Here is a 23,676-nt window from a genome sequence, read left to right on the forward strand (position 1 = left end):
AACGAGTGTTACAGCATGTAAAAAGGTTGGAGGGGGCGAAGGGGCATCGTTATTCTGAAGTTCCTCCCCCTCCAATTCATCACCCCTGAGAATTGGATTTAACCCGCCACCGCAAGGTGCGCGGGTTTTTTTATGTCCATACCGTTTTGTCCAGGCTCTGCAGCAAAGGGACGGCGCTGCTAATATGCCTGCTGCCTGAATTCATCCCTTCAACTCTCTTCACAGGAAAAAGAACATGTCCGCCAATCCGCGCAATGCCGACTATCCCATTGATCCGCAATTCCTGAACCGCTGGTCCCCGCGCGCCTACAACGGTGCCGAGATCTCCGAAGAAACCGTCCTGACTTTCCTGGAAGCCGCCCGCTGGGCGCCCTCGGCCTACAATGCGCAGCCCTGGCGCTTCGTCTACGCCCGCCGTGGCACCCCGGCCTGGGAAAGCCTGCTGGGTCTGTTGAACGAATTCAACCGTAGCTGGTGCGCCAATGCGTCCGCGCTGATCGTGGTGCTGTCGCGTACCGTGATGGTTCCTCCGGGCGCCACGGAAGCCGTTCCTGCGCCGACCCACTCCTTCGACACTGGCTCGGCCTGGGGCTACCTGGCGCTGCAGGCGTCGCTGTCCGGCTGGCATGCGCACGGCATGGCCGGTTTCGACAAGGACCGCGCTCGTACCGAGTTGAACGTGCCGGCCGAATTCTCGGTGGAAGCCATGGTGGTGGTGGGCAAGCTGGGCGACAAGTCCATCCTGCCGGAAGGCCTGCAGGCCCGCGAAGTCCCGAGCCCGCGCGAACCGCTCTCGAAGCTGGCATTCGAGGGCAAGTTCAAGGCATAAGGCCTGCTCGTAAAATATTTCGCAATTTTCTAAAAAAGGCCTGGCTTTTTTAAAAAGCCTCTCCTATAATAGCGATCTTTCAGCAAGCAACGACAGCTGAGACGGTTTTAGGAGTGGTAGTTCAGTTGGTTAGAATACCGGCCTGTCACGCCGGGGGTCGCGGGTTCGAGCCCCGTCCGCTCCGCCAGATAAAATGCCCCGTTCGCAAGAACGGGGCATTTTTGTTTTTGCGAAGCAAAAACTGCGGAGTGGAGGGAGCCGCCTGCGCGGCTCCCGGCGGGGCGAGAAGGGAATCGCTTGCAAGCGATTCCGCGGCCTGCGCTTGTGTAGGAGAGCCCCGTCCGCTCCGCCAGATAAAATGCCCCGTTCGCAAGAACGGGGCATTTTTGTTTTTGCGAAGCAAAAACTGCGGAGTGGAGGGAGCCGCCTGCGCTTGTGTAAGAGAGAGAGCCCCGTCCGCTCCGCCAGATAAAACGCCTCATTCGAAAGAATGGGGCGTTTTTGTTTTTGCGCTTTTACTGCCGTTCGTCCTGGGTAGCGGCATCGCCGCGTATCGAAGCCTGTCCTGAGCTCGCCGACGGGGCGCACCGTCAGCGCGTCTTCGATACGGCCCTAACGGGCCTACTCAGTCCGAACGGTTTCAGGTTGATCAGGCCAGCAAGTTCGCAGCCCTCTTGCCGCCTGTCCAATCAGCTCTTCGCCTTGCTCCCCGACAACTGCTCCACCACCTGCCGCGGCGCCTCGGCATAGTGCTTGAACTCCATCGAGTACGTCGCACGCCCCTGCGAGAGTGAGCGCAGCGTGGTCGAGTAGCCGAACATTTCCGACAACGGGACTTCAGCACGCACCAGCTTGCCGCCGCCCACCATGTCTTCCATGCCCTGCACCATCCCGCGCCGTGATGACAGGTCGCCCATCACGTTGCCCATGAATTCCTCGGGCGTTTCCACCTCGACCTGCATCATCGGCTCCAGCAGCATCGGACCGGCGCGCTTCATCGCTTCCTTGAAGGCGATCGAGCCGGCCATGCGGAAGGCGTTCTCGTTGGAGTCGACGTCGTGGTACGAACCGAAGGTCAGCGTGGCCTTCACGTCCACCACCGGATAACCCGCCAGCACGCCCGCTTTCAGCGATTCCTGGATACCCTTGTCAACCGCCGGGATGAATTCGCGCGGGACCACGCCACCCTTGATGGCATCGACGAATTCATAGCCCTTGCCGGCCGGTTGCGGTTCCAGCTTGATGACCACGTGGCCGTACTGCCCGCGTCCACCGGACTGTTTGACGAACTTGCCCTCGACATCTTCCACCGCCTTGCGGATCGCCTCGCGATAAGCCACCTGCGGCTTGCCCACCGTGGCCTCGACGTTGAACTCGCGCTTCATCCGGTCCACCAAAATTTCCAGGTGCAGCTCGCCCATGCCCGACATGATGGTCTGGCCCGATTCCTCGTCGGTATGCACGCGGAAGGACGGATCTTCCTGCGCCAGGCGGTTCAGGGCGATGCCCATCTTTTCCTGGTCGGCCTTGGTCTTCGGTTCCACCGCCTGCGAGATCACCGGCTCGGGGAAGATCATGCGCTCCAGGATGATGGGATGTTCCGGGTCCGACAGCGTGTCGCCGGTGGTCACGTCCTTCAGGCCCACGGCGGCGGCGATGTCACCCGCAAACACTTCCTTGATTTCCTTGCGCTCGTTGGCGTGCATCTGCAGGATGCGGCCCAGGCGTTCCTTCTTGCCCTTGACCGGGTTGTAGACCGTATCGCCCGAATTGACGATGCCGGAATACACGCGGAAGAAGGTCAGCTGCCCCACGAAGGGATCGGTCATGATCTTGAAGGCCAGCGCCGAGAACGGTTCCTCGTCCGAGGGATGGCGCTCGATCTCGCTGTCATCTTCGCCATGCCCGGCAATGGCCGGCACGTCGACGGGCGAGGGCAGGTAATCGATCACCGCATCCAGCATGGCCTGCACGCCCTTGTTCTTGAAGGCGCTGCCGGCCAGCATCGGCACGATCTCGTTGGCCACCGTGCGCAGGCGCAGGCCGCGCTTGATGTCGTCTTCGGTCAGGGGATTGCCGGAGAGATATTTCTCCAGCAGTTCCTCATTGGCCTCGGCGGCCTGCTCGACCATATGGTCGCGCCACTGGCGTGCGGTGTCCTCCAGCTCCAGCGGGATGTCTTCGTACTTGAACAGCACGCCCTGGCTGGCCTCGTCCCAGATGATGGCTTTCATCTTGACCAGATCGATCACGCCCGAGAAATGGTCTTCCGCACCCACCGGAATCTGGATGGGAACGGCTTTGCCTTTCAGGCGTTCCTCGATCTGCTTCTGCACGCGGAAGAAGTCCGCGCCGATGCGGTCCATCTTGTTGACGAAGGCGATGCGCGGCACCTTGTACTTGTTGGCCTGGCGCCAGACGGTCTCGGACTGCGGCTGCACGCCGCCCACCGAGTCATACACCATCACCGCGCCATCGAGCACGCGCATGGACCGTTCCACCTCGATGGTGAAATCCACGTGGCCCGGGGTGTCGATGATGTTGATGCGATGCTCGGGGTAATTGCCGGCCATGCCCTTCCAGAAGGCCGTGGTGGCGGCCGAGGTGATGGTGATGCCGCGTTCCTGCTCCTGCTCCATCCAGTCCATGGTGGCCGCACCGTTATGCACTTCACCGATCTTGTGGTTCACACCCGTATAAAAAAGAATGCGCTCGGTGGTCGTGGTCTTGCCCGCGTCGATATGCGCGCTGATACCGATGTTGCGGTAGTTTTCTATTCGGGTCTTGCGGCTCATGGCATGTCCTTTCGATGGGTGCCGTCAAATGCTGGGTTCAGTACTGCCGGGTTAATGTTTGATTAATGATATTGCTCGCCACCGTTTATTTATGTAGCGAGCCTTAGATAATAGGAATGTCATTGCCAAACTTCAAGGGCTGGCGATTTATTTTTGTAACCATTGCTAAAATAAACTACACTGCCAGGCAATACCATTACCGCCAGGGGTAATACCCCGCAAAGGATACCGATGATAAAAACCCGCGGACGGCCGCGCAGCTTCGACCGTGAACAGGCGCTGCACCAGGCCCTGCAATTGTTCTGGAGCAAGGGCTTTGAGGGCACCACCCTGGCCGACCTGACCGAGACCATCGGCGTGAAGGCACCCAGCCTCTATGCTGCCTTTGGTGACAAGGATGCGCTTTTCCGGGAAGCCGTGGAGCTCTATTCGCGCACCATCAGCGCCGAACCGCTGCGGCTGTTGCAGGCCGGCAAGGGCATCCGCGAAGACCTCTACGCCATGCTGCGCGCCAGCGTGCGCATGTATTCGGGCAAGACAACCGTACCGGGCATGCCGGCAGGAAAAGGATGCATGGTGGTGATTGCAGCCATCAACTGTTCCTCCGAGAACAGCGAGCTCACTGATGCCCTCTCGCAACGCCGCCACAAGCGCCGCAATGAAATCCGCGCACGCCTGCTGCAGGCCCAGCGTGAAGGGGAGATCCGCGCCGATGCCGACGTCACGGCCCTGGGAGATTTCTATACCAGCTTTCTCAACGGGATGGCGCTGGGTGCGCGCGATGGCGTTTCCAATGCGCGGCTGGCCGCGACGCTGGAGCACGCGATGCTGCCGCTGGAAAACGTGCTGGTCGCGCCTTCCTGCCAGGATCACTGATCCATTATCAGTGTTGCGCCCATGAAAAACGGGAGCCCGTGGGCTCCCGTCGTCATGCTGCGAGAAACGCGGCCTGCCGCTCAGGCTGCCTGCGCCAGCGTTCCGTCGTTTTCCTTCAGTTGGCCTCCCAGTGCATCGACCAGCGCGGAGAGCAGCTTGGCCAGCTCACCCGCCATCAGCATGAAGTCGCCATCGAAGCGCTCGTCGTCATTCTTGCCGGCGATTTCGCTATCTTCCTTGAGCACGTCCAGCGGCGCGATGCGCTTGACCGAGAGGTTCTCGGTCAGCACGAAGGACACCTTGTCCGCCCAGGTCAGCGCCAGGCGCGTGCACTGCTTGCCGGCTTCGATGTGGCGGCGGATGTCTTCGGCTTCCAGCGTGTGGCGCACGTAGCGCACGGTGGCTTTGCTTTCGGCGGTGGAGCGCAGTTCGGTATCCTGGTCCACGGTGAAGCCGTTGGGCGCTTCGTCGCTGGCCAGCCAGTCGGTCATGGCGGCAGCCGGCGACATCACGGTGCGCAAGGTCTCCAGCGGGAACTTGGGGATGGCCTTGAACAGCAGCTTCAACACTTCCTCGGCCTTGGAGGGCGAGCCGGCATCGACCAGCAGCCAGCCATTGACCGGATCGATCCACACCCAGGTGCTGCGCACCACCGAGAAGGCGCGAGGGAGCAGCTCATCGGTGACCTGCTCCTTCAGTTCCTTGGTCTGTTTGCGGCCCGGCGGGAAACCTTGCTGTTCTTCCAGCTCGGCAGCGCGGGCCTTGGTGACCTGGTTGATGACGGTAGAAGGCAGCAGTTTCTTTTCGGTGTCGAGCTTCATCAGCAACTGGCGGTTGACCACGTGCACCAGTTTTTCATTGTTGCGCGGCGGCACCCAGCCCTGGCTCTGCATGTCCAGGCTGGAGCAGGCGGTGAAGGCCTGCGGTGCGAGATGGGATTCGAGTTCGTCGGCGGTGATCGCCCACGGTGCGGGCAGACGGTAGATCTGGAGATTCTTGAACCACATAGGCTTCCGGAGCAGGGAAAGAGGGAAAGGGGGAGATTTTACACGCCCGTTCCCTGGCAAGCGATGTCGGATTGTCCATGCTTGCGTCTAAATTTTCTCTTGTGGCGCGGGCTCGACGAAACGCACAAAACATGTCAGTCAGCAAAAGGCAGCTCCGCCTGCAGCGCCGGTGCCGTAACGGCAAGCTCATCCTTTCTGGACAGCGCACCGACCCGCACGCCCAGCAGGCGCAGCTTCTTTTCCAGCGGCACGCGCTTGAGGCATTCGCCTGCGGCCTGGCGGATGGTGGCAGCGTCGCCGGTGGGCGAGGGCAGCGTCATGTCGCGCGTGACGCCACGGAAATCGGCGTACTTGAGCTTGATGCCGATGGTGCGTCCGACATAGCCCTTGCGCTCCAGGTCGCCGGCCAGCTTGACGCACAGGGCGGTGAATATTTCGGAGAGTTGCGCGCGGTCGGTGCGCGCATGCAGGTCGCGTTCGAAGGTGGTTTCGCGGCTGATCGACTTGGGTTCCGAATAGGTTTGCACTGGCCGGTCATCAATGCCTTTGGCTACGCGCCCCAGCCATTCTGAATAGCTGCGGCCGAAATGCGCGCGCAGCAAATCGGGTGAGGCGCGCGCCAGGTCGGCCACGGTCTCGATGCCGAGCGCCCCCAGCTTCTCGGCCGCCTTGGGGCCGATGCCGTTGATCTTGCGCGCGGGCAGCGGCCAGATGCGGCGCTCGATATCCTCGGGCGTGAGAATGGTCAGGCCGTTGGGCTTGTCCAGTTCGGAAGAGATCTTGGCCAGCATCTTGTTGGGTGCCACGCCAATGGAGCAGGTCAGTGCGGTGGCCGCGTGCACGGCGTCCTTGATCTGCCGCGCGACCTCATGCGCGGTATCGGGCCAGGCCGAGAGATCGATATAGATTTCATCGATACCGCGATCCTCGATCAAGGGCGCGATGTTGCGCACCGCTTCCTTGAACAGGCGCGAGTATCTGCGATAGGCCTCGAAGTCGGTCGGCAGCAGGATCGCCTCCGGCGCTAGCTGCGCGGCCTTCATGATGCCCATGGCCGAGAACACCCCAAGGGCGCGGGCCTCGTAGGTGGAGGTGGTGACCACGCCGCGTCCGGCATAGTCGCGCATGCGGAAATACTGGCGCGTGCCATCGGGCAGCTCCACCGGGCGCGTGGCCGAGCCGCCGCCGATCACCACGGCCTGGCCGCGCAGTTCGGGATAGCGCAGCAATTCCACCGAGGCATAGAAAGCATCCATGTCGAGGTGGGCGATGCGGCGGTCATTAGCCATGGTCTTGCGCGAGACAGAAAAAAGAGGCGGGCGCTGCGCTCAGTAGTGCGGCGGCTTTTCGTTGGCGGCCGCGCGGTCCTGGCTGGTGTCGGACAATTCCTTGAAGCGCTTGGCCAGGGCGTGCAGCAGCATGTCCAGTTCCTCGATCTTCTTTTCCTGGCGATAGACGGTCTGGTTCAGTTCGTCCAGCAGGTGTTCCTGATGGGCGATCTTCATTTCCAGATCGATGAGGCGGTCGTCTTGGGTCACTTGTGTTCTTCCTTGGATGAGGTGCACAGGCCAGCGGCGCGGTCGTCGCTGATGAGCCAGTGCAGCACGCCAGCGGCGGCGGCGCGGCCGGTGGCAAAGCAGGCGGTGAGCAGGTAGCCGCCGGTGGGGGCTTCCCAGTCCAGCATCTCGCCGGCGCAGAAGACCCCGGGCAGGGCGCGCAGCATCAGCGCATCATCGAGCGCCTCGAAGCTCACGCCACCGGCGCTGCTGATGGCTTCGGCGATGGGCCGCGTGCGCAGCAGCGTCAGCGGCAAGGCCTTGATGGCGCGGGCCAGCTTGCCCATGTCGGCGACGTCCTCCTTGCTGAGCAGTTCGCGCAACAGTCCGGCCTTGACGCCCTTGAGATGCAGGCGGCTTTGCAGATGGCTGGAGAGCGAACGCGCACCGCGCGGGTGGGCCAGTTCGGCTTCCACCTTTTCCAGCGGCCAGTCCGGCAGCAGGTCCAGGTACAGGCGGGCCGTACCTTCGCTGGCGATGGTGTCGCGCAGCGCCGAGGACATGGCATAGACCAGGCTGCCCTCAATGCCTTCGGCAGTGATGATGAATTCGCCCCGGCGATTCTGCACGCCGCCACTGGGCAGCGCCGTACTGGCCACGACCGGCTTGACCGGCTCGCCGGCGAAGCGGCTGCGGAAATGTTCGCTCCAGTCCAGTTCGAAACCGCAGTTGGCCGGCTGCAGCGGCGCCACCTCGACCTGGCGGGCCTGCAGCAGCGGAACCCAGCTGCCGTCCGAGCCCAGGCGCGGCCAGCTGGCCCCGCCCAGGGCCAGCACCACGGCATCGGCGCGGACTTCGCTTGCGCCGTCGGGATGGGCGAAACGCAGCGCGCCGTCGTCCTGCCAGCCCAGCCAGCGATGGCGCATGTGGAAGTGCACGCCGGCTTCACGCAAGCGATGCAGCCAGGCGCGCAGCAGCGGTGCGGCCTTCATCTCGCGCGGGAAGACCCGGCCGGAGCTGCCGACGAAGGTCTCGATGCCCAGTCCGTGTATCCAGTCGCGCAACTGGTCGGCATCGAAGCGGCGCACGAAGGGCGCGACCTGTTCGCGACGGTTGCCGTAGCGCGGCAGGAAGTCGGGTTGCGGTTCGGAGTGCGTGATGTTCATGCCGCCGCGTCCGGCCAGCAGGAACTTGCGGCCGGCCGAGGGCATGGCGTCGTAGACGTCCACGGCGGCGCCTTGTGCGGCCAGGACTTCGGCCGCCATCAGGCCGGCCGGACCGGCGCCGATCACGGCCACGCGGCGGAGGCCAGGCGCGAGTTGGGGGAGAGTATGCATCGATGTCATGCGCGGCATGATACCGCTCGCCCGCCACCAGCGCACGCCATCCGTGCACTCAGCGGCGATGCGGCGCGCTGTACCTGCTTTCCAGGCGTGCCACCACCAGCGCCAGGCAGATGGTCATGGAGAAATACAGGATGGAAATGGTGATGTACGGTTCCCAGTAGCGCGCATAGGTACCGGCCACGGTGCGTGCCGCATAGGCCAGTTCGGCCAGGCCGATGGCCGAGACCAGAGAGGAATCCTTCAACAGCGTGATGGCCTCGTTGCCCAGCGGTGGCAGCATGCGGCGAAACGCCTGCGGCAGTACCACGTAGCGCATCGTCAGGCCGTAGTTCATGCCCAGGCTGGCGGCGGCATAGGACTGCCCGCGTTCGATGGACTGGATGCCGGCGCGGAAGATCTCGGAGATGTAGGCCCCCGCATTGAGCGACAACGCGACGGTACCGGAGAGGAAGGCGCCGTAGTCCTGCTTGATGGTGCGCGCCAGTTCGCCGGTGATGAGCAAACCATGTTCCTGCTGCACCAGCAGCGGCATCACCGCGAAGTGGATCAGCATGATCTGCACGAACAGCGGCGTGCCCCGGAAGAAGGCCACGTAGAAGCCGGCCAGCCAGCGCAAGACCTTGAGCGGCCATTTCCAGCCACCGTGCGGCACGTCGGCCAGGCGCAGCATGCCCACCAGCAAGCCGATCACGGTGCCGATCAGGATACTGATCAGCGACACCTGCAAGGTCATGAGAACGCCCTTGGCGAACAGCGGCGCGTAGCCTTGGATGATGCTCCAGCGGAAATCCATGTCGGACTCGATTGGTGATTGAAGAGGGGGAGACAAAACGGGACGGTGGCATCGGACCACCGTCTTGCTGCCAGGTCAGGCAATCATGCAGTCATGCACTCATCCAATCCTCTGGAGGATCAGATGAGCGATGCGCGAGCTGCCGGATTACTTGCCGAAGTATTGGGCGCTGATGGCCGCGAAGCTGCCATCGGCCTTCATCTCGGCCAGGCCCTTGTTGATCTTGGCCAGCAGTTCCGGATCATCCTTGCGCACGGCGATGCCGTAGTCTTCCTTGGGGAAATCCGGATCGGTGACGGTACGCAGCTTGCTGTTGGGGTTGTTGGCGATGTAGTTCTTGACCACCGGTTCATCGGCCACGACCGCGTCGACGCCACCGCTTTCCAGTTCTTTCAGGGCCAGCGGGGTGGAGTCGAAGCGCTTGATCCTGGCGCTGTTCTTGCCCAGCACCTGCTGCACCAGTTCGTCGCCGGAAGTAGCGCTCTGGGTGCCCACGGTCAGGGGCTTGAGGTCAGTCATCTTGCTGACCTTGGTATCGGCGGCGGGCAGGGCGATGGTCTGGGTGGCCACGAAGTAGGGCTCGGAGAAGGCCACGGTCTTCTTGCGCTCGTCGGTGATGGTGATGGCCGAGATCAGCAGGTCGCGGTCACCTTGCGCGAGGAAATTGAAGAAACCTTCGAAGGGCGTGGGCACGAACTTGACCTCGATGCCGATCTTCTTGGCCAGGGCCTTCATGATGTCGATGTCGAAGCCGACCACTTCCTTCTGTTCGTTTTCCGAGGAGAAGGGGGCGTAGGCCGATTCCACGCCGACCACGTAGACGCGGGCGGCAGCGGCTTGCGGTGCTGCAGCGGTCTTGTCGTCCTGCTTGCCGCAGGCGGCCAGGCCCAGCATGCCGACGAAGCCAGCGGTCAGCGCCAGCGTACGGGCGTGGTGGGAGAACATCTTGATCATTGCTTGATTTCCTTGTCTGGAATGGTTGAGGGCAACAGAGGCAGACTGCGCGGATGGCACGGCGGGCGGTGTTGCTTGGGTGGAACTCGGGGATTTTTTTGCAGGCGGCATTGTAAACCGCCCGGGATGGAGGGAGGGTGGTTACGCGTCAAAATGGACAAGGAAATAGACCACAACGAGGCCATAACGTGGCCTCCCTGCAATTTTCGGCACGGGCTGGAGGAAATTCTGCCGGCCCTGAACATGAGCCGGCACGGTCAGTCAGCCATAAGAGGCCGTGGCCAGGCTGGAAATGAGGGTACAGCCGCAGGCCGATCGATGTCCTTGCAAGGCCACCATGCGTCCGCCGATCAGCCAGGTTGGCGCGCCTTCGATGATCGGATTGGTGCCATGCCCTTTTTGCGGGCAACTCACCAGGTCACCGACACGGGCGATGCCGATGCCGTGGAGGGTGTGGGTGGGAGAGGCGGAGATTACCTTGCCACCATGTGAGGTGGCGTCGCCGAGACGGATGATGGGCAGCGGCATCAAGGGCTTTCTTGAAGGAAGAGAATGGACGGATCAGAATGCGCCCGGGCGTGTGCGTAGCGTCGGGATCACCTTGTCCCACAGGTGGATGGCTTCGGCTTCGCTCAGGCTGGGGGTGAGGATGGGCGGTGGGTAGGCACGCTCGTCGGGGTCCTCGGGGGCAGGTTCGGGTTTGCGTTTGCCTACATTCATTTCTACGTCGATCGACGGATTGGTGACGCCATCTCCCCGGCGCGTATCTTCGTAGCGGAATTCGAGTGCAGGAATCTTGGTATGTTCATCCGGGGTCATGTAAAGCACCTCTTGTCCGGGGAGCTCGTGGTGGATTCTGCCGCTCCTGATGAGGCGTCCCTCGCCCGTCTTCCAGATGGGCGCTAGAAATTTCATCCGGTCCAGCAGCGTATCGTTGTCCCGGGGGCCGGATAAGGTCGCCAGCGTGAAATAGACATCGTCGACGTCGTTCAGATGGTAGAAGAAGCGGATGCTTTCGGCGCTTGAGGCGGGGCCCGCGACAAAGCCATTGAGAATGCAGGTGCCCTGGCCTGTGGGGATTTCGCTGCCGCGGGGGCGGGCGCGGTGGTAGACGTTGAGCAGGGCGGCCATCTTTTCGGGGGTGGTGTTCAATAACGTTCCTTCAGGATATTTTTCTTTCGAGTAACGCCTATCTCTCGCTTCAATTTTCATCTTGATCTGATAGCCGTCGCGCCAATCCATGAGTTCGAGGATACGGAAGACATTATTGAACTCGCTTTCAGCGCGATTAAAAATGACACCACGTCGATTGGGTAGGGGAACTATTTCCTTCAGCGTTGCAGTCTTTGGTTCGATGAGAAGGGTTTCCGACTCGAGCACTCTTTTTCTTGCGTCGAGCGCTTGCTGGAACTCTGCTTCTGACTGCACTTTGATATCAATGGTGACGCCGTCGATTTCTTGACCACCCTCGGTGTTGAGAACGAAGCTTTCTGGCAAGTCGATCAGATAGCGTCCAAAACATCTCGGAGTCATTTTTTCGGTAATGGCATTCATCTTCTGAGTTTCTTTCGTAGTGAGCTTTGGAGTTCCAGGTTGACATGCAAAAAATGTAAAAAGGATCAATGCGAGCAACACGCCAGTAGAACCAAGATGTTTATTTCTCATGACTTTTTCATTCATAGTCCAGAGATGATCCTTTGACTGCCTGGGCGATTTGAACGATGGAGCGCAGGGTGAATTCTCTGGCGACGTCTGAATCTTTATAAGCCGGCTCATGGCCAACTGAAACCCGAAGTAACGACTTGATGCCAGGATGTTCTTTAGGCGCAATTCCCGAACGATGGGGTACTGTTCCATCACCGTCTTCGTCGGGTTCGCTGATGCGCGCATCCTTGCGAAAGCGCAGGAAATGCAGCCAGGGAGAAAACGCAAGCTGGCAGAAGTCGATCTCGCCATCACTGCCCAGGCGCTTTGCGGTATGCACGTAGCCATGCAGGGGCAGGTAGTCTCGGGCTTGCTGCCTGATCCACAGGGTGACAGGCTGTGCAATCAAGGACTCCAGCGCAATACCGGTCTGCATGGCCAGCACATCGATGCTGACTTCATAGCCGTGGTCAAGGCGTTCGCTGGCCACCAGCCGTTGCGGCAGGAAGATGTCTTTTCCGAGGGGGGAATCGAGCTTGAGCAGCCGGAGATGCTGTCCCATGGGCGCTGGGGAGCGGGATGAAGCATTCTGCAAGGGGGGAGCCATGCCGTGCGGTTTCCACTGAGAGATTGTGCAATCCCGAACACGGCAGTGAACAAACTGGACGAAATCGCGGCATTTTTTCTGAATTGCCTGCGCGTTGTGCTTGCCTGCGGAAAGTCCCGGATGCGGACCATGCCCGTGGACGCATCAACACAGCAGCGGTCCAGGGCGACGAAGGCGTAAGTCTCCGATGCGCAAGGCGCTTTCTCAATGGAAGGATTTCTATTTTTCGCGTGAATTATTTACGCGGACAAGGCTGGCGACCTCAGCGAGATTCATGGCCTGAGACGCAGAACAGCACGCGGGACTAGCCCTGTTCAGGCGTATTCCTGGGCTTCTGCAACAGCGCCTTCAAATTGGCCAGCCGCGCCTGCGGCGTGATCTTCTCGCTTTCCTGCGGCACCGCCTCGCCTTCATCCAGGCGCATCTCCTTGACGAAGCGCGAGATCTGGCATTCGATCACTTCCTTGGCGCGCTTGCGGCGCTTGCACCAGGACAGGTGCAGTGAACGTTGTGCACGGGTGATGCCGACATACATCAGGCGGCGTTCTTCTTCCACGCGCGCAGCGGCTTCTTCGGGCGGCGTATCCGGATCACCCTTGTGCGGCAGGATGCCTTCTTCCACCCCGACCAGAAACACGTGCGGAAACTCCAGCCCCTTGGACGCATGCAGTGTGGACATGCGCACCGCATCCTGCTCTTCGTCGCGCCCTTCGAGCATGCTCATGAGCGCCACCATCTGGGTGATCTCGAGCAGGTTCTTTTCCTCGCCTTCACCATCGCGGCCGCCGCAGGCGCGTTCCTTCAACCAGTTGATGAAGTCCACCACGTTCTGCCAGCGCGCCTGCGCGGCGCGTTCCTCGAAGCTGTCGTAGAGGTAGAACTCGTAATTGATCGCTTCCATCATGTCGTCCAGCACCTTGCCGGCCTCTTCACCGCTACCGGATGGACCGGGTCGGGTGGCGCGCGACTCCAGCGCATTGATGAAGTCGCAGAACTTGCGCAGCGGCAGCAACTGGCGGTCGGTCAGCTTGTCTTCCAGGCCGCCCTTGTAGACCGCTTCGAAGAGCGAACACTGCCACTGCCCGGCCAGCGTACCCAGCACTTCCAGCGTGGCCTGGCCGACGCCACGGCGCGGCGTGGTGACGGCGCGGATGAAGGCCGGATCATCATCCTGGTTGGCGATCAGGCGCAGGTAGGCAATGATGTCCTTGATCTCGGCGCGATCGAAGTAGCTCTGACCGCCCGACATCACGTAGGGAATGCGTTCGCGCCGCAAGGATTTTTCCAGGATGCGCGCCTGGTGGTTGCCGCGATAGAGAATCGCGTAATCGGCAAACTTGGCACGCCGCTCGAAGCGGTGCGCCGAGAGCGTGATGGCGATCTGGTCGGCTTCGGCTTCTTCGTCATCCATGGCCATGACGGTGATCGGGTCCCCCAGCCCGTGTTCGGACCACAGGGTCTTGTCGAACAGCTTGGGATTGTTGGAGATCACCGCGTTGGCCGCCTGCAGGATGCGCGTGCTGGAGCGATAGTTCTGTTCCAGCTTGATCAGGTGCAGGTTGGGGAAATCCACGCCCAACAGTTTCAGGTTCTCGATGGTCGCGCCGCGCCAGGCATAGATGGCCTGGTCGTCGTCGCCCACGGCGGTGAACATGGGCTTCTTGCCGATGCCGGTCACCAGCAGCTTGACCAGTTCGTACTGGCAGGTGTTGGTGTCCTGGTATTCGTCGATGAGCAGGTAGCGCAGCTTGCGCTGCCAGCGGTCGCGCACTTCCTCGTTGCTGCGGAACAGTTCCACCGGCAGGCGGATCAGGTCATCGAAATCGACTGCCTGGTAAGCCTTGAGCGTAGCTACATAGCTGCGATAGATGCGCGCGGCCTGGGCTTCGTCTTCGGTGCGGGCGTTCTTCTCGGCCAGGTCGGGATCGACCAGGCCGTTCTTCCACAGCGAGATGGCATTCTGGATGCCGCGGATGATGGCCTTGTCGGTGGTCACCGCCAGTTCTTGCACAAGGGAAAAACAATCGTCGCTGTCCATGATTGAAAAGCGATCCTTCAGCCCCAGATGCTGGGATTCCTGCCGCAGGATCTTCACGCCCAGCGAATGGAAGGTCGACACCGTGAGGTGCTTGGCCTGCTTGGGGTCCTTGAGCAGCTTGGCGATGCGCTCCTGCATTTCCAGCGCGGCCTTGTTGGTGAAGGTCAGCGCGGCGATGTTGCGCGATTCGTAGCCGCAGTTCTCGATCAGGTGGGCGATCTTCTGCGTGATCACGCGGGTCTTGCCCGAACCGGCCCCGGCCAGCACCAGGCAGGGCCCGGCCATGTAGTGGACGGCTTCGCTTTGCGGCTTGTTCAGGCCGAAGGAGGGTGCGGACATACGGAGGCGATCGGCGTGGGCAGGAGAAGAAACGAGGCGCCATTGTAGCAGCCCGCCCGCGCCGGCTGGCTGCGCCTGTGGGACAATGCCCGCATTGCCGGTGGCAACAACATCACGAGAGCAACCATGAAATTCAACCATCTCATCCAGATCAACGATCCGGCCAATCCGCTGATCGACTCCCTGACCCGCGAGCAGCTCTGGCGCGGCCTGGTCCTGCGCGCCGAGTCGCCGCGCCTGTTCATGCCGCACCTGGACGATTGCCGTCTGTCCGAAAAAAGCCTGGACAGCGTGCGCCGCGAACTGCGCTATGGCGAACTGGTCATCATCGACAAGGTAATCTACCTGCCGCAGATCCAGGTGCTCTACGAAGTGCCCTCGCAGGGAGATATCCCGGCCTCGCGCATGAGCATGACCATCGAGGAACCGCAGGCCGATGTCCTGTTCGTGCGTTTTGAATACGACGACGGCAAGCCCGAGGATGTCACCGGCGAAGAAGCCTTCTATGACAACTTCCGCCGCTCGGCCTACCAGGAAGCCGATATCGATACGGTGCGCATCATCCGCGAGCTGACCCAGCGCGGAGAGCTGCATTGAAGAAACTGAAACCGGTCTGCCGTTGAATCAGATTTCCTGATGCACAAAAAAAAAAGCGCGGTCCTTGCGGATCGCGTTTTTTTTCATGATGAAGCCGGGTCAGGCTCAGGCCAGCAAGCGTCCTAGTGCGCCATTGACCAGCGCCCCACCGATGACCAGCCAGGCGAACAAGACTGCACCCAGGATCATCGGCTTCATGCCGGCGCTGCGCAGCGCCGAGAGGTGGGTGGACAAGCCCAGTGCTGCCATGGCCATGGCCAGCATCAGCGTATCGGCCTGCAGCACCAACTGGTTGACGTGGGCCGGCAGCGGGAAGAAGGAGTTGAACACCACCACGCCGATGAAGGCAAAGGCGAACCAGGGAATGGACAGCTTGCGGTGCTGATGCTGGTGACCGGTGACGGACGGTGCCACCTTCATCGACAGCATCAGCAGGAAGGGGGCCAGCATCATCACGCGGACCATCTTGGTGATGACCGCCACGTCGGCCGTGTGCTGGTCGATGGAGCGCGCAGCGGCCAGCACCTGCGCCACTTCATGGACGGTGGAGCCGATGTAGACGCCGAAGTCCGGCAGGCGCATGCCCCACATCGGTTCGGCCTGCAAGGTGTAGAGCAGCGGATACAGGAAGATCGCCAGCGAGCCGAAGATGACCACGGTCGAGACTGCCACGGTGACCTGCTCGCTGCGTGCGCGCAGTACCGGCTCGGTGGCCATCACGGCAGCGGCACCACAGATGGAACTGCCGGCGCCGATCAAGAGCGCGGCGTCGCGATCCAGCTTCAAGAGCTTGGTGCCGACCAGCCAGGCCAGCCCGAAAGTGGACAGCAGCATGGCTGCATCGATCACCACGCCGGCCACACCCACGTGCGCGATATCCTGGAAAGTCAGGCGAAAGCCGTAGAGGATGATGCCCGCACGCAGCAGCGTCTGCTTGGAAAAGCGCACGCCTTCCCCGCAATGCGTGGCCAGGCGCGGGTAGACCGTGTTGCCGATCAGGATGCCCAGCACGATGGCCACCGTCAGCGCCGAGAACCCGTGGTTTTGCAGCCAGCCGATGTTGCCCAGGCTCATGGCCGCCCAGGCGACGGCGCCCGAAAGCGCCAGTCCGGCGGCGGCCGGGGGCAGGGGGGAGGTCTGGATGGCGGTACGCATGGGGCTCTCCGGGAAGGATGTGGCGGTCGATGGAGTGCACTGTACGCGCTGCGCCTATAAAAGAAAAACGCGTTATTTTGCTAATATCTACCTGCTTTATTGGTTAATGTGGGGTGGCGTTTTCTGCGCACCCCTATGTCGGAAATGCATAAAGGAGGATCGATGAGGATCACGCTGCGGCAATTGCAGATTTTTCTGGCGGTGGCCCAGTCCGGTTCGACCACGGCGGCGGCCGGCCTGGTGGCGCTGTCGCAGTCAGCGGCCAGCGCCGCCTTGAACGAACTGGAAAGCCTCCTGGGCGTGCAATTGTTTGATCGTGTGGGCAAGCGGCTGGTCCTGAACGACAGCGGCCGCCAGCTGCTGCCGCAGGCGCGCCACATGCTGGATGCGGCGCAGACCATCGAGCGCCAGTTCAGCGATCCGGCCGCCGGCAGCGACTTGCACCTGGGCGCCTCCACCACCATCGGCAGCTACCTGCTGCCGGCCATGATCGCCGCCTATCGGCGCGGCCATGCCGGTGCGCGGGTGCGGGCGCTGGTGGCCAATACGGCCGATATCGTGGATGCGGTGGTCAATTTCGAAGTGGATGCGGGACTCATTGAAGGCCCCTGCCATGCCGATGACGTGCACGTGGAGCCGTGGATGACCGATGAACTGATCGTGGTGGCCGCGCCCAGACACCCCATCGTCCGCGCGCGCCGCAAGATCACCTTGAAGATGCTGCGCGAGGCCGACTGGCTGCTGCGCGAAGCCGGTTCCGGTACGCGCGAGGCGGTCGAGCATGCGTTGATTCCCTACCTGCATTACCTGCCGTCGTCCTTCGAGTTCGGCAATTCGGAAGCCATCAAGCGCGCCACGGCCGAGGGGCTGGGCATCAGTTGCCTGTCGCGGTCGGTGGTGGAAGACCTGATCGAATCAGGCAAGCTGCGGGAACTGGAGACGCCCCTGCCGACCTTGCGCCGGCATTTCTACATGGTGGTCAGCCGCCACCGGGCGCCTTCGCCCAGCCTGGCGGCACTGCTGTCGTTCTGCCGCACCTGGGCGCAGCGGCAGGCGCCGCATTGACCGCCTGCCGGTCGAGGCCGTCAGATCGGCTCGAACACGCCGGCGCTGCGGTTCTTGGCGACCTTGTTCCAGGCGAAGATGCGGCCGTTCATCGCCACATACACGCCCGGCGGCAAGACCTGGGCCACGCCGCAGGCAAAGCCGAAGTTGAAGAAGGCATCGGAATTGGCGATCTCGTAGGGAATCATGGCGCCGGTCAGCACCACGGTCTTGTCGGTCAGCGCCGGGCCCAGCACCTGGGCGGTCTGCTGCATGGTGTCGGTACCGTGGATGATGACGATGGCCTGCTGCGTCGAGGCCTGGCAGGCTTGCAGCACGCGCTGGCGGTCAGCGTCCTGCATCTCCAGGGAGTCGAGCAGGCGCAGGGTTTCCAGGGACACTTCGGCGGTGATGCGGGCGCGGGCGATGACGTCCGGCAAGTGGCTCTCGGCAAAGCCAAGCTGGCCCGCGATTTCGTCATAGTGCTTGTCGAAGGTGCCGCCGGTGGCGATGATGCGCAGGCTCATGGGTTTCCTATCTTCCAACTGGTCAAAATGTTCATGTCGCGGGATAAGCAAGATACGGTCCCGCAGGCCGGGTGTCCAGCGGCCGCCCCCCGCCGGGTAGTTGCGGGGGAGGGCCTTTGGCAGGCGCTATCTTACACGCAGGAAGCTTCATTTACGCGCTGTGGCGGCCCGTTCCGGAGCGATTTCCCAAGGACATTTATAATGGATCGCATATGAAACCTCTGGCACCCGGCACCGTCATCTTCCACCGCCATCGCGGCTATGGCGTGATCGTGCTCGTCAACCTGATGACGGGCTGGATTTCTGCGCGCTTCGGCAGCGAGGTGCGCACGCTGGACCTGAACCTGTCCTCGGATGAAGTACAGCATGCCGATGGCACGCCGATCCTGTTTCGCCGTGCACCGCCGGACCGCATGCCGCATGCGCGGCTCATGGCCATGGTGCGCGAGCTGCACCGCGCCGGTTATCAGCGGCTGTACCTGTATAGCTGGCCCAAGCCGTCCGGGCTGCACTGGCGCTGGCATCTCTTCAGCGGTCCGCGCAACTGGATCGAACGGCCCTGGCGCGAGGGCTGGTATGGGTCGGGCGCGGAGTACAACTTCAATCCGGTGATGGGCTGGGGTGATGGCCCGTCGTCTTCGCCCGAGGAGCTGGCACGCCTGCTGGCGCAGTTCGATCCGCAGGGACTGGCGCAGGCCCTGGGGCAGGACGAGGAGCACGCCAACTGGTTCGAACTGGTGTGCGCCACGCTGCTGCCGGATTACGCCTTCAGCCTGGGCTGGCACCATCATGGCAGCGGCGCCATGCCGCAACACCTGCCGGTGATGCCGATCCGGCGCAACGTGCCCGACTACGCCGGTCCGCCGCTACCCTGGCCGCCGGGCTGGCGCCACCTGTGGAAGCGCGCCGGCCCGATGCCGCAGCTGTCCTACGATCCACCGGTCAGAACCATTCACCGCATCACCCCAGAGCCTCAGGATTGAGCACGTTCTTGGGCGAGCCGGCGGCGTAATCGACGATGTTCTGGAAGGCTGCGCGGAAGTAAAGTTCATATCCATCTTTTTCCACATAGCCGAGGTGCGGGGCCGCCACCACGTTGTCCATCTTCAGCAGGGGCGAATCCACCGGCAGCGGCTCGCGCTCGTAGACGTCGAGCGCGGCCAGTCCGGGACGGCCGGCGACCAGCGCCGCTTCCAGCGCATCGGCCTCGACCAGTTCGGCGCGGCTGGTGTTGACGAAGCAGGCGGTGGGCTTCATGCGCGCCAGGTCGCCGGCCTTGACGATGCCGCGGGTGGCGTCATTGAGGCGCAGGTGCAGGCTCAGCACGTCGGCCTGGGCGAAGAAATCTTCCTCGCTGGCGGCGGCCTGCAGGCCATCCTTGATGGCTTGTTCGCGGCTGGCCTCGCGTCCCCACACCAGCACCTGCATGCCGAAGGCGCGGCCATAGCCGGCCACCAGCTTGCCGATCTTGCCGTAGCCCCAGATGCCCAGAGTGCGGCCCTTCAGGGCGGTGCCGATCTGGTTGAGATGCGGCGTGGGCGAGACCTGCTGCCAGGCGCCCGCGCGCAGGGCGGTGCAGTATTGCGGCACGCGGCGCATGGCGGCCATGATGAGGGCCCAGGTCAGTTCGGCCGGCGCAGTCGGATCGCCCACGCCTTCGACGATGGCGATGCCGCGCTCGGTGGCGGCCGTCACGTCCACGTGGCCGCTGACCTTGCCGGTCTGGGAGATCAGTTTGAGCAGCGGCAGTTTTTCCAGCAGGGGTTTGGTGAGCGCGGTGCGTTCGCGGATCAGCACCACGGCGTCAAACGGCGCCAGGCGCGCAGCCAGCTGGCCGGTGCCGCGCACGGTGTTGGTGAATACCTTGACGTCGTGGCCGTCGAGCAGGCGGAAGCAATCGAGATGGCGCACGGCATCCTGGTAGTCGTCGAGGATGGCGATTTTCATGGAGGTCTCCTGGCAGGTAGGGGAGGCGGCCTGATGCATGGACGCTGGGCGACATCATAAAGGGATTGTCCGGATCCGGTGCGCCGGCCATTTCCATGTTGCATGACTCGCATCTGTAGGCGGATCGGTCATGTAGTCTTGCCGCCCTGACTGACAAGTGCTGTCAGTCAGACGCCGGCAGCGCGTTGCAAAAAGCGTTGAAACGAATCAATTCCCGTTTTTCAGCTTTGAGATATTCACGTCATGAATGGTTGATTTGGCTGTATCCCGCGCAAATCCAGTGTTGATGCGGTTTTTCTCGAAATCGGTGTTATGCGTCCCAGTAATGAAAAAACAGATTTTTTTTGATTTGTAATTACCTACTACATAAGTCGGGTATTTTTCGCTACAAATTTGCGTAAATTCCATTTTATCGGGTTACAATCCTTGCCACTTTCCTGCACTCTCGACTGTCGAAGAGTGAGCAAAACCCGCCGCCAGCCAGGAGGCGGGCCAGGTGGCCAGGCTCTTGCAGACGGCCGCCATCGACAAGACCGCCGTACTGCAGCTGGCGTGTGGACTCCGCCGGACCCTTGCAACGACGATCCTGCCGTGCCAACCGAATTCATCAACTTGTGGCATTGGAGGTAGCATATGAACCAACCCCTCATGGCAGGCATTCCCGCAGTCAATGCGCCCGCCTACGTCAAACACCAGAAACTGATCAACTGGGTCGCCGAAATCGCCGCGCTGACCAAGCCGGCTCGCATTTACTGGTGCGATGGTTCGCAGGAAGAATACGACCGCCTGTGCGCCGAGATGGTCGCCGCCGGCACCATGAAGAAGCTGAACCAGGAAAAGCGTCCGAACAGCTATCTGGCCTGCTCCGACCCGTCCGACGTGGCCCGCGTGGAAGACCGCACCTTCATCTGCTCGCAGAACAAGGAAGACGCCGGCCCGACCAACAACTGGACCGATCCGGCCGAGATGCGCCAGACCTTGAATGGTCTCTTCGACGGCTGCATGGCCGGCCGCACCCTGTACGTGGTGCCGTTCTCGATGGGTCCGCTGGGTTCGCCCATCGCCCACATCGGCGTGGAACTGTCGGATTCGCCCTATGTGGCGGTGAACATGCGCATCATGACCCGCATGGGCAAGGCGGTGTATGACGTGCTGGGCGCCGATGGCGAGTTCGTGCCCTGCGTGCATTCGGTGGGCGCACCGCTGGCGGCTGGCCAGAAGGACGTGGCTTGGCCGTGCAACGCCACCAAGTACATCGTCCACTATCCGGAAACCCGCGAGATCTGGTCCTACGGTTCGGGCTACGGCGGCAATGCGCTGCTGGGCAAGAAGTGCTTCGCCCTGCGCATCGCCTCCACCATGGGCCGCGCCCAGGGCTGGCTGGCCGAGCACATGCTGATCCTGGGCGTGGAGTCGCCCGAAGGCAAGAAGCACTACGTGGCAGCGGCCTTCCCCTCGGCCTGCGGCAAGACCAACTTCGCCATGCTGATCCCGCCCAAGGCCTTCGGCGGCTGGAAGGTCACGACCATCGGTGACGACATTGCCTGGATCAAGCCGGGCACCGATGGCCGACTGTACGCCATCAACCCGGAAGCCGGCTATTTCGGCGTGGCCCCCGGCACCAACGAAAAGAGCAACTACAACTGCATGGCCTCGGTCTCGGCCAACACCATCTTCACCAACGTGGCGCTGACCGATGATGGCGACGTCTGGTGGGAAGGCATGACCAAGGAAGCCCCGGCGCACCTGATCGACTGGCAGGGCAAGGACTGGACCCCGGAAATCGGCAAGGAAACCGGCCGCAAGGCTGCGCACCCGAACGCCCGCTTCACCGTGGCCGCGACCCAGAATCCGGTGATCGATCCGGCCTGGGACGATCCGGCCGGCGTGCCGATCTCGGCCTTCATCTTCGGCGGCCGTCGTTCCACCACCGTGCCGCTGGTGACCGAAGCCCGCAACTGGGTCGAGGGTGTCTACATGGCGGCGACCATGGGTTCGGAAACCACCGCTGCAGCCGTCGGCCAGCAGGGCGTGGTGCGCCGTGATCCGTTCGCCATGCTGCCCTTTGCCGGCTACAACATGAGCGAATACTTCCAGCACTGGCTGGACATCGGCAAGAAGATCGCCGCCTCGCCGGCCGAACTGCCCAAGATCTATTGCGTCAACTGGTTCCGCACCGATGCCGACGGCAAGTTCGTCTGGCCGGGCTTCGGCGACAACATGCGCGTGCTGAAGTGGATGCTGGACCGCATCGAAGACCCGCAAGGCGTCAAGACCGGCGGTGTCGAGCACCTGTTCGGCATCACCCCGCGCTTTGAGGATCTGCAATGGGAAGGCCTGGACTTCAGCGCCGAGCAGTTCACCACCATCACCTCCATCGACAAGGCCGCCTGGCTCAAGGAACTGGAGCTGCATGCCGAACTGTTCGACAAGCTCAAGCACAAGCTGCCGGCCGAACTGCAAGGTGTGAAGGACAAGCTGGAGAAGAAGCTGGCAGCTTAATCTGACCAGCACGGAGAAGACAGGAAGCGCCCGCCGCAGTGATGCGGTGGGCGTTTCTTTTTTCGTGCGCGGTATTGATATTCACTCATGGCCAGGCAGGCTTGTTACAATTTTCTCCCCGCGCCTCCCGGTCCCGCCACGCGTCTTTACTTCTTCCTGCCGCCATGAACATCCGTTTCCTGGAAACCTTCGTCTGGGCTGCCAGACTGAGCAGCTTCCGTACCGCTGCCGAGCGCCTCAACATCACCCAGGCTGCGGTATCCAACCGCATTGCCTCGCTGGAAGAAGACTGGAACACACGCCTGTTCGAGCGCGATCCACGGGAAATCCGCCTGACCTTTTCGGGACGCCGCATGCTGGCCTATGCCGAGCGGATGCTGGAACTGAACCGCGAGATGATGGCGGCCAGCCATGCCAACTACAACATTGCCGGCGTGGTACGCATCGGTGTCATCGAAACGGTGGTCTTCACCTGGCTGACCGATTTCCTCCAGCGGGTGCAGGAGCAGTACCCGGCGATCGCGGTGCAGCTCAGTTCAGAGTCGACCCAGCGCCTGCATGCGCAGATGCGCAATGGCGAGCTGGATATCGCCTTGCAGAGTGATCCGTTGCTCGATGACGGCGTGCGCAACATCGCCGGGGGCAGCATCGCCATGGGCTGGGTCGGACGCAGCATCGACTGGGCGGCGCAGCAAGGCAGCCTGGGCGTGGCCGAACTGGCGCAGCATCCCATCGTGACGATGAACAAGGGCTCACAGCCGTATGTGTCCTTGCGCAAGTTGCTGGATGAGGAGAGCGTCAACACGCCGCGCATTCATTGCGTCAGTTCGATTTCGGCGATCGTACGCCTGGTGCGCGCTGGCTTCGGTGTGGCCGTGCTGCCGCTGGCGCCGGTACGGGAAGAAATCGACAACGGTACCCTGTCCATCATCGAATGCGCCCGTCCCATGATGCCGCAGCGGCTGGTGCTGAGCTATCGCAGCGATGCCACCACCGATGCCATCCAGATGGTGGCGGGCCTGGCCTGCGAAGAGTCGGCGCGCTTCACGGTCGGCCTGGTATCGCCTTACGGCTTCGTGGGCGGCAGCCAGGACGACTGAACCTGGGGCCGCAGGGCTTAAGGAAAAACTTATCGGTGGCGATAAGAATTATCCGTTTGTCGGCACCGGGCCCGACTCCT

At 62.2% G+C, this 23,676-nt stretch carries 21 protein-coding genes and 1 tRNA gene; 8 read left to right on the forward strand and 14 right to left on the reverse strand.

Translation table 11 applies throughout. The features are described from left to right. Positions 1–235: 235 nt before the first annotated feature. A complete protein-coding gene (locus ACVC5H_RS03390) occupies positions 236–829 on the forward strand; it encodes a nitroreductase family protein (protein WP_489621005.1) in 594 nt (197 codons plus the stop codon). 110 nt (positions 830–939) lie between these two features. Beyond that, a tRNA-Asp gene (locus tag ACVC5H_RS03395) sits at positions 940–1,016 on the forward strand. 502 nt (positions 1,017–1,518) lie between these two features. Here the strand turns inward: ACVC5H_RS03395 and fusA are convergent. Then, on the reverse strand, positions 1,519–3,624 hold the full coding sequence (fusA, locus tag ACVC5H_RS03400) for an elongation factor G (RefSeq protein ID WP_489621006.1): 2,106 nt from the start codon (positions 3,622–3,624) through the stop codon (positions 1,519–1,521). Positions 3,625–3,855: 231 nt separating this feature from the next. Here fusA and ACVC5H_RS03405 point away from each other — a divergent pair, with 231 nt between their 5' ends. After that, positions 3,856–4,500: a TetR/AcrR family transcriptional regulator gene (locus ACVC5H_RS03405; protein WP_489621007.1), complete on the forward strand. Its 645-nt coding sequence runs from the start codon at positions 3,856–3,858 to the stop codon at positions 4,498–4,500. An 80-nt stretch (positions 4,501–4,580) separates the two neighbouring features. On the opposite strand, the gene ACVC5H_RS03410 is transcribed toward ACVC5H_RS03405, so the two are convergent. The 10 genes from ACVC5H_RS03410 to ACVC5H_RS03455 all read right to left on the reverse strand — a co-directional run bounded on the left by ACVC5H_RS03410 (position 4,581) and on the right by ACVC5H_RS03455 (position 14,724). Further along, positions 4,581–5,507, reverse strand: a complete 927-nt coding sequence (locus tag ACVC5H_RS03410) for a recombination-associated protein RdgC (protein ID WP_489621008.1) — start codon at positions 5,505–5,507, stop codon at positions 4,581–4,583. Positions 5,508–5,641: 134 nt separating this feature from the next. Beyond that, on the reverse strand, positions 5,642–6,796 hold the full coding sequence (dinB, locus tag ACVC5H_RS03415) for a DNA polymerase IV (protein ID WP_489621009.1): 1,155 nt from the start codon (positions 6,794–6,796) through the stop codon (positions 5,642–5,644). A 39-nt stretch (positions 6,797–6,835) separates the two neighbouring features. Beyond that, positions 6,836–7,045, reverse strand: coding sequence for a SlyX family protein (locus tag ACVC5H_RS03420; RefSeq protein WP_008332911.1), 210 nt, complete (start codon positions 7,043–7,045; stop codon positions 6,836–6,838). Beyond that, on the reverse strand, positions 7,042–8,340 hold the full coding sequence (locus ACVC5H_RS03425) for a TIGR03862 family flavoprotein (protein WP_489621010.1): 1,299 nt from the start codon (positions 8,338–8,340) through the stop codon (positions 7,042–7,044). Before ACVC5H_RS03425 ends, ACVC5H_RS03420 begins: the two co-directional genes overlap by 4 nt. Positions 8,341–8,398: 58 nt before the next feature. Next, positions 8,399–9,142: an amino acid ABC transporter permease gene (locus ACVC5H_RS03430; RefSeq protein WP_489621011.1), complete on the reverse strand. Its 744-nt coding sequence runs from the start codon at positions 9,140–9,142 to the stop codon at positions 8,399–8,401. 147 nt (positions 9,143–9,289) lie between these two features. Beyond that, complete coding sequence (locus ACVC5H_RS03435; RefSeq protein WP_489621012.1) at positions 9,290–10,096, reverse strand: basic amino acid ABC transporter substrate-binding protein; 807 nt, start codon at positions 10,094–10,096, stop codon at positions 9,290–9,292. A gap of 261 nt (positions 10,097–10,357) precedes the next feature. Continuing rightward, on the reverse strand, positions 10,358–10,624 hold the full coding sequence (locus ACVC5H_RS03440; RefSeq protein WP_489621013.1) for a PAAR domain-containing protein: 267 nt from the start codon (positions 10,622–10,624) through the stop codon (positions 10,358–10,360). Positions 10,625–10,657: 33 nt separating this feature from the next. Next, entirely contained in the window at positions 10,658–11,776 is a 1,119-nt protein-coding gene (locus ACVC5H_RS03445; RefSeq protein ID WP_489621014.1) for a T6SS immunity protein Tli4 family protein, read from the reverse strand. After that, positions 11,769–12,302: a contractile injection system protein, VgrG/Pvc8 family gene (locus tag ACVC5H_RS03450; protein ID WP_489621015.1), complete on the reverse strand. Its 534-nt coding sequence runs from the start codon at positions 12,300–12,302 to the stop codon at positions 11,769–11,771. Before ACVC5H_RS03450 ends, ACVC5H_RS03445 begins: the two co-directional genes overlap by 8 nt. Positions 12,303–12,651: 349 nt before the next feature. Next, positions 12,652–14,724 (reverse strand): UvrD-helicase domain-containing protein, encoded by a 2,073-nt coding sequence (locus ACVC5H_RS03455; protein WP_489621016.1) that lies wholly within the window; start codon positions 14,722–14,724, stop codon positions 12,652–12,654. Between the two features lie 126 nt (positions 14,725–14,850). Here ACVC5H_RS03455 and ACVC5H_RS03460 point away from each other — a divergent pair, with 126 nt between their 5' ends. Next, complete coding sequence (locus ACVC5H_RS03460; RefSeq protein ID WP_489621017.1) at positions 14,851–15,321, forward strand: SRPBCC family protein; 471 nt, start codon at positions 14,851–14,853, stop codon at positions 15,319–15,321. A gap of 105 nt (positions 15,322–15,426) precedes the next feature. Here ACVC5H_RS03460 and ACVC5H_RS03465 read toward each other — a convergent pair whose 3' ends face one another. Further along, positions 15,427–16,476, reverse strand: coding sequence for a YeiH family protein (locus ACVC5H_RS03465; RefSeq protein ID WP_489621018.1), 1,050 nt, complete (start codon positions 16,474–16,476; stop codon positions 15,427–15,429). Between the two features lie 162 nt (positions 16,477–16,638). Here ACVC5H_RS03465 and ACVC5H_RS03470 point away from each other — a divergent pair, with 162 nt between their 5' ends. Beyond that, the gene (locus ACVC5H_RS03470; RefSeq protein ID WP_489621019.1) at positions 16,639–17,541 is read left to right on the forward strand and encodes a LysR family transcriptional regulator; all 903 of its coding nucleotides are present in this window, start codon (positions 16,639–16,641) and stop codon (positions 17,539–17,541) included. A gap of 20 nt (positions 17,542–17,561) precedes the next feature. On the opposite strand, the gene ACVC5H_RS03475 is transcribed toward ACVC5H_RS03470, so the two are convergent. Further along, positions 17,562–18,047, reverse strand: coding sequence for an asparaginase domain-containing protein (locus ACVC5H_RS03475; RefSeq protein WP_489621020.1), 486 nt, complete (start codon positions 18,045–18,047; stop codon positions 17,562–17,564). A 212-nt stretch (positions 18,048–18,259) separates the two neighbouring features. Here ACVC5H_RS03475 and ACVC5H_RS03480 point away from each other — a divergent pair, with 212 nt between their 5' ends. Continuing rightward, on the forward strand, positions 18,260–19,030 hold the full coding sequence (locus tag ACVC5H_RS03480; protein ID WP_489621021.1) for an L-asparaginase: 771 nt from the start codon (positions 18,260–18,262) through the stop codon (positions 19,028–19,030). Here the strand turns inward: ACVC5H_RS03480 and ACVC5H_RS03485 are convergent. Continuing rightward, on the reverse strand, positions 19,008–19,994 hold the full coding sequence (locus tag ACVC5H_RS03485) for a D-2-hydroxyacid dehydrogenase family protein (protein ID WP_489621022.1): 987 nt from the start codon (positions 19,992–19,994) through the stop codon (positions 19,008–19,010). The genes ACVC5H_RS03480 and ACVC5H_RS03485 overlap by 23 nt on opposite strands. Before the next feature lie 633 nt (positions 19,995–20,627). On the opposite strand from ACVC5H_RS03485, the gene ACVC5H_RS03490 reads away from it, so the two are divergent. After that, entirely contained in the window at positions 20,628–22,496 is a 1,869-nt protein-coding gene (locus tag ACVC5H_RS03490) for a phosphoenolpyruvate carboxykinase (GTP) (RefSeq protein WP_489621023.1), read from the forward strand. Positions 22,497–22,660: 164 nt separating this feature from the next. After that, on the forward strand, positions 22,661–23,596 hold the full coding sequence (locus ACVC5H_RS03495) for a LysR family transcriptional regulator (RefSeq protein ID WP_489621024.1): 936 nt from the start codon (positions 22,661–22,663) through the stop codon (positions 23,594–23,596). Positions 23,597–23,676 lie beyond the last annotated feature (80 nt).

It is taken from the genome of Herbaspirillum sp. Her3, from assembly GCF_057961275.1.

Coding starts and splice junctions, on each gene's coding strand:
- ACVC5H_RS03440 (WP_489621013.1), bottom strand. CDS start 10,624: ATGCCGCTGCCCATCATCCGTCTCGGCGACGCCACCTCACATGGTGGC.
- dinB (WP_489621009.1), bottom strand. CDS start 6,796: ATGGCTAATGACCGCCGCATCGCCCACCTCGACATGGATGCTTTCTAT.
- ACVC5H_RS03455 (WP_489621016.1), bottom strand. CDS start 14,724: ATGTCCGCACCCTCCTTCGGCCTGAACAAGCCGCAAAGCGAAGCCGTC.
- fusA (WP_489621006.1), bottom strand. CDS start 3,624: ATGAGCCGCAAGACCCGAATAGAAAACTACCGCAACATCGGTATCAGC.
- ACVC5H_RS03480 (WP_489621021.1), top strand. CDS start 18,260: ATGAAACCTCTGGCACCCGGCACCGTCATCTTCCACCGCCATCGCGGC.
- ACVC5H_RS03450 (WP_489621015.1), bottom strand. CDS start 12,302: ATGGGACAGCATCTCCGGCTGCTCAAGCTCGATTCCCCCCTCGGAAAA.
- ACVC5H_RS03390 (WP_489621005.1), top strand. CDS start 236: ATGTCCGCCAATCCGCGCAATGCCGACTATCCCATTGATCCGCAATTC.
- ACVC5H_RS03460 (WP_489621017.1), top strand. CDS start 14,851: ATGAAATTCAACCATCTCATCCAGATCAACGATCCGGCCAATCCGCTG.
- ACVC5H_RS03495 (WP_489621024.1), top strand. CDS start 22,661: ATGAACATCCGTTTCCTGGAAACCTTCGTCTGGGCTGCCAGACTGAGC.
- ACVC5H_RS03475 (WP_489621020.1), bottom strand. CDS start 18,047: ATGAGCCTGCGCATCATCGCCACCGGCGGCACCTTCGACAAGCACTAT.
- ACVC5H_RS03445 (WP_489621014.1), bottom strand. CDS start 11,776: ATGAATGAAAAAGTCATGAGAAATAAACATCTTGGTTCTACTGGCGTG.
- ACVC5H_RS03435 (WP_489621012.1), bottom strand. CDS start 10,096: ATGATCAAGATGTTCTCCCACCACGCCCGTACGCTGGCGCTGACCGCT.
- ACVC5H_RS03430 (WP_489621011.1), bottom strand. CDS start 9,142: ATGGATTTCCGCTGGAGCATCATCCAAGGCTACGCGCCGCTGTTCGCC.
- ACVC5H_RS03405 (WP_489621007.1), top strand. CDS start 3,856: ATGATAAAAACCCGCGGACGGCCGCGCAGCTTCGACCGTGAACAGGCG.
- ACVC5H_RS03425 (WP_489621010.1), bottom strand. CDS start 8,340: ATGCATACTCTCCCCCAACTCGCGCCTGGCCTCCGCCGCGTGGCCGTG.
- ACVC5H_RS03485 (WP_489621022.1), bottom strand. CDS start 19,994: ATGAAAATCGCCATCCTCGACGACTACCAGGATGCCGTGCGCCATCTC.
- ACVC5H_RS03470 (WP_489621019.1), top strand. CDS start 16,639: ATGAGGATCACGCTGCGGCAATTGCAGATTTTTCTGGCGGTGGCCCAG.
- ACVC5H_RS03465 (WP_489621018.1), bottom strand. CDS start 16,476: ATGCGTACCGCCATCCAGACCTCCCCCCTGCCCCCGGCCGCCGCCGGA.
- ACVC5H_RS03490 (WP_489621023.1), top strand. CDS start 20,628: ATGAACCAACCCCTCATGGCAGGCATTCCCGCAGTCAATGCGCCCGCC.
- ACVC5H_RS03410 (WP_489621008.1), bottom strand. CDS start 5,507: ATGTGGTTCAAGAATCTCCAGATCTACCGTCTGCCCGCACCGTGGGCG.